Here is a 4,147-nt window from a genome sequence, read left to right as displayed (position 1 = left end):
AAGGCGAAGCCGGACGACGGCTAATCTGGCGGCCACCCGAAACTCAGGAAGGATGCCGAGTCCCATGCTGCGTCGTCGCCGCTCCGAGCGTGAGAAGCGCGTCCCGCGCCCGCCGGAGCCGCATCCGTCCGGCGCCGTGCCTCCGGCCATCCCCGTCGAGTTCGTGCCGAAGCACATCGCGATCGTCATGGACGGCAACGGCCGCTGGGCCAACCAGCGCGGACTGTCGCGGGTCGAGGGCCACAAGCGCGGTGAGCAGGTCGTCGTCGAGGTCGCCAAGGGCGCGATCGAGATGGGCGTGAAGTGGCTGTCGCTGTACGCCTTCTCCACCGAGAACTGGCGCCGCAGCCCCGAAGAGGTCCGGTTCCTCATGGGCTTCTCGCGTGACGTGATCCACCACCGCACCGACGAGCTCGACGAACTGGGCGTGCGGGTGCGCTGGGCGGGGCGCCGGCCGCGGTTGTGGCGCAGCGTGATCAAGGAGCTGGAGGTCGCGGAGGAGCGCACCCGCGACAACGACCAGCTCAACCTCGCGATGTGCATCAACTACGGCGGCCGCGCCGAGATCGGTGACGCCGCCCGCGAGATCGCGCGGCTGGCCGCCGCCGGGCAGATCAACCCGGACAAGGTCGACGAGAAGACCATCGCGCGCTACCTGTACCAGCCGGAGATGCCGGACGTGGACCTGTTCATCCGGCCGTCCGGTGAGCAGCGCACCTCGAACTTCATGCTCTGGCAGTCCGCGTACGCCGAGCTGGTGTTCCAGGACATCCTGTGGCCCGACTTCGACCGCCGTGACCTGTGGCGGGCCGTCGAGAACTTCGCCGAGCGCGACCGCCGCTTCGGTGGTGCGATCGACAAGCCCGATTCGGAGGTGTCGTGAACGCGAGCGGTGAGGCTCTGGAGGCCGCGCGCAAGGCGCTGGAGCTGTTCCACGACGTGTCCGTGGACGACGACGGCGCGTTGAGCTTCCGCCACGGCGACGTGCCGTGCGCCGTGCAGGGCATGGAACTGTCCGAGGGGCTGACCGTGCTCTCGCTGACGGTCGTCGTCGCGTGGGACCTGGTCGGCGATGTGGCGGTGTGGGTGGCCGAACGCGCTGGTCAGGGCCTGTTCGGCACGCTCGGCGTCATTCCGTCCGAACGCGGCACGGACGTGATGCTGCGGTACGCGTTCCCGGCGGACGGCCTCAAGCCGGAACCGCTGAGCACGCTGCTGATGCTGGTTGTGTCGACCGCGTCGCAGGTGCGCGGCGAGCTCCTCTCCCGCTTTTCTTGAGAAAGGACCCTTCCATGGGTGGCGTGATCATTTACGAGCCGGAAGAGGACGCGGACGTCAACGAGTTCCCGTGGACCGTCACGTTCGAGCCTTCTGGCGGCGACGACTGGGACTCGTTCATCTGCGGCCCCTACGAGCGCGACCACGCCGTCGCGCTGGCAGAGGCCGTGGCGCTGGATGACGCCGAGGGCGGCGTGCTGGCCATCGTGAAGCCGATGCTGCCCGCGCTGAGCGCCGAGGACGTCAGCGCCACGATCGAGGAACTGCGCGAGGCCGCCCTCGAAGAAGAGGACGCCGAGGAGATGGTCAACGGCACGCCCGTCGACTTCGACGACGACGCCGACCTCGCAGAGGAAGAGGCCGAGTTCGCCGAGCCGCCGTCGCCCGACGAGATCCGCGAGGGCATGGCGCGTACCTACCGCCGTCTGCTGGACCTGGACGCCGAATGACGATCACCGGCGAGATCCGCTCGTCGAAGCGGCGCTCAGGCCCGCCTCGGCTGAAGATCACGTCGCTGGAGGTGCTGTGCGGGATCCTGGTTCTCGCACTGCTCTTCCAGTCCCGGCTGGTCGATCTTCTGGACGTGCCGAAGCTGCGCACCGCGGCGACCGTGTTCGTGGCGATCTGCGTGCAGGCCATGCCGTTCCTGGTCCTGGGCGTGTTGATCTCCGGCGCCATCGCCGCGTTCGTGCCAGCCTCGGCTCTGCGCCGGTTGCTGCCCACTCGCACCGCGTTGGCCGTGCCCGTGGCGGGTGTCGCCGGGGTGGCGCTGCCGGGGTGTGAGTGCGCGTCGGTACCGGTGGCCAAGAGGCTCATGCAGCAGGGCGTCGCGCCGGCTGTGGCGCTGACGTTCCTGTTGGCCGCGCCCGCGGTGAACCCGATCGTGCTGGTGTCGACGGCGGTGGCGTTCAACGACACCCCGATGATGGTCGTCGCCCGGTTCGTGGGGTCGTTGCTGACCGCGGTGGTCATGGGCTGGCTGTGGGTCCGCTTCGGCAAGGCCGAATGGATCGCAGAGCGCGCGTTGGCGCGTATGCAGGACCACTCCGGTACCTCGAAGTGGGCCGTGTTCGCCGAGAGCGCGCGCCACGATCTCGTGGACGCCGGCGGCTTCCTGGTGCTGGGCGGGCTGTTCGCGGCGGCGTTCAAGACGTTCGTGCCCGTCGCCTGGATGCAGACGCTGGGCGGGCAGCTGGTTCTGGGCGTGCTGGTGATGGCGTTCCTGGCCGTGATCCTGGCGCTGTGCTCGGAGGCCGACGCGTTCGTGGCGGTGGCGTTCTCCGCACTGCCGCTGCTGCCGCGGCTGGTGTTCCTGGTCGTCGGCCCTGCCGTTGACGTGAAGCTGATCGCGCTGCAGGCGGGTGCGTTCGGAAAGTCCTTCGCCTTCCGCTTCGCACCGGCTACCTTCGTAGTGGCGATCTTGTGCGCGGTGGTGACGGGAGTGGTGCTGCTGTGAGGCGGGAAACCCAGAACATCCTGCTGGTCCTGCTCGGCGGCGCGCTGCTGAAGATCAGCTTCTCCGGGTTGTACTTGCGTTACGTCCAGAAGGGCCTGCTGCCGCTGCTGATCGCCGCGGGCACGATCATGATCGGCCTGGCGCTGTTCGCGATCATCCGTGACATCCGGCGCGGCAAGGCCGTCTCAGATGACGATCACGAACACTCGCACTCGTCGCGTTCGACCTGGTTGATGCTGCTGCCGGTGATGGCGGTGTTCCTGATCTCGCCGCCCGCCCTGGGCGGCGACGTCGTCAGCTCGGCGGCCGACACGAACCAGACGCAGCGATCCCGCAACCTGCTGGGCGAACTGCCGTCAGGGGACGTCATCCCGTTGTCCATGACGGAGTTCGTCACGCGCACGGCGTGGGACGAGTCCGGAACGCTGGACGGTCGTCGCGTGAAGCTGACCGGGTTCCTGACGCGTGCGGAAGGCGACACGTTCGTGGCGCGGCTCGCCATCTCGTGCTGTGCGGCTGACGCGCGGCCGTTGAAGGTGAAGCTGATCGGGGACGTGCCTTCGCTGCCCGATGAGCAGTGGGTGGAGCTGACCGGGCAGGTCGTGCCGAAGTCGGCGTCCGAGAAGAACAGCTGGGTGCCGAGCTTCACGGTGGAGTCTTCGACGTCGGTCGCCGAGCCGGTCGAGCCCTACGAGAGCTAGCGGCGCGACCCGGCTCGGCGGACCAGTCGAACTAGAGGTTCTTGGCCGTGCACTCCGCGCACGTGCCGAAGATCTCGACGGTGTGGCTGACCTCGGAGAAGCCGTTCTCGGCCGCGACACGGTCAGCCCACTTCTCCACGGCAGGGCCCTCCACCTCCACCGTGCGGCCGCAGTGGCGGCACACGAGGTGATGGTGGTGGTGGGCCGAGCAACGGCGGTAGATGGCCTCGCCCGAGTCGGTGCGCAGGACGTCGACCTGGCCCGCGTCCGCGAGGGACTGCAGGGTTCGGTAGACCGTTGTCAGGCCGATGCCTTCCCCACGGCGGCGTAGTTCCTCGTGCAGTTCCTGGGCGCTGCGGAAGTCGTCGAGCTGGTCGAGCAGGTTCGACACCGCCGTGCGCTGTTTGGTGGACCTCAGTCCGGTCACAACTTCTCCTCGACGTGCGTCACAGCGTCCACGACGATGTGCGCCAGGTGTTCGTCTACCAGCCGATACACGACCTCGCGGCCGTGTCGTTCTCCATGCACCACACCCGCGGACTTCAGCACGCGCAGGTGCTGGCTGATCAGCGGCTGCGCCACGCCCAGTGCCTCGACCAGCTCGTGCACACAGCGGTCGTGTTCCCGCAGCTGCAGCACGATGGCGATGCGCACAGGGGCGGCCAGCGCGCGCAGCAGGTCGCCCGCCTCGGCGAGCGTGTGGGCGGCGCGG

The 4,147-nt window shown here is 68.6% G+C and carries 7 protein-coding genes; 5 read left to right on the top strand and 2 right to left on the bottom strand.

The genetic code is table 11. The features are described from left to right. Positions 1 to 64 precede the first annotated feature (64 nt). Genes FXN61_RS47790 through FXN61_RS47770 form a run of 5 tightly spaced genes read left to right on the top strand, consistent with a single transcriptional unit; the run spans position 65 to position 3,435 of the window. Positions 65 to 883: an isoprenyl transferase gene (locus tag FXN61_RS47790; protein ID WP_167980391.1), complete on the top strand. Its 819-nt coding sequence runs from the start codon at positions 65 to 67 to the stop codon at positions 881 to 883. After that, positions 880 to 1,278, top strand: coding sequence for a YbjN domain-containing protein (locus FXN61_RS47785; protein WP_167980390.1), 399 nt, complete (start codon positions 880 to 882; stop codon positions 1,276 to 1,278). Before FXN61_RS47790 ends, FXN61_RS47785 begins: the two co-directional genes overlap by 4 nt. Before the next feature lie 23 nt (positions 1,279 to 1,301). Further along, complete coding sequence (locus FXN61_RS50425) at positions 1,302 to 1,727, top strand: hypothetical protein (protein WP_188136267.1); 426 nt, start codon at positions 1,302 to 1,304, stop codon at positions 1,725 to 1,727. Continuing rightward, the gene (locus FXN61_RS47775; protein WP_167980389.1) at positions 1,724 to 2,734 is read left to right on the top strand and encodes a permease; all 1,011 of its coding nucleotides are present in this window, start codon (positions 1,724 to 1,726) and stop codon (positions 2,732 to 2,734) included. The genes FXN61_RS50425 and FXN61_RS47775 overlap by 4 nt, the downstream gene beginning before the upstream one ends. After that, on the top strand, positions 2,731 to 3,435 hold the full coding sequence (locus FXN61_RS47770) for a TIGR03943 family putative permease subunit (RefSeq protein ID WP_167980388.1): 705 nt from the start codon (positions 2,731 to 2,733) through the stop codon (positions 3,433 to 3,435). Before FXN61_RS47775 ends, FXN61_RS47770 begins: the two co-directional genes overlap by 4 nt. A 31-nt stretch (positions 3,436 to 3,466) precedes the next feature. Here FXN61_RS47770 and FXN61_RS47765 read toward each other — a convergent pair whose 3' ends face one another. Both FXN61_RS47765 and FXN61_RS47760 read right to left on the bottom strand, forming a co-directional pair. After that, positions 3,467 to 3,862, bottom strand: a complete 396-nt coding sequence (locus tag FXN61_RS47765; protein WP_167980387.1) for a Fur family transcriptional regulator — start codon at positions 3,860 to 3,862, stop codon at positions 3,467 to 3,469. Continuing rightward, positions 3,859 to 4,147 (bottom strand): ArsR/SmtB family transcription factor (locus FXN61_RS47760; RefSeq protein WP_167980386.1); only part of this gene is annotated, 289 nt, incomplete at its 5' end. The genes FXN61_RS47765 and FXN61_RS47760, both read right to left, overlap by 4 nt.

The organism is Lentzea indica, from assembly GCF_012184385.1.
Classification (GTDB): Bacteria; Actinomycetota; Actinomycetes; order Mycobacteriales; family Pseudonocardiaceae; genus Lentzea; species Lentzea indica.
Note: the sequence above shows the minus strand (reverse complement) of the source record. Positions and strands in the feature narration are given on the sequence as shown.

What these genes read in the sequence shown, in the direction of transcription:
- FXN61_RS47775 (WP_167980389.1), top strand. Translation starts at nt 1,724, where the DNA reads ATGACGATCACCGGCGAGATCCGCTCGTCGAAGCGGCGCTCAGGCCCG.
- FXN61_RS47790 (WP_167980391.1), top strand. Translation starts at nt 65, where the DNA reads ATGCTGCGTCGTCGCCGCTCCGAGCGTGAGAAGCGCGTCCCGCGCCCG.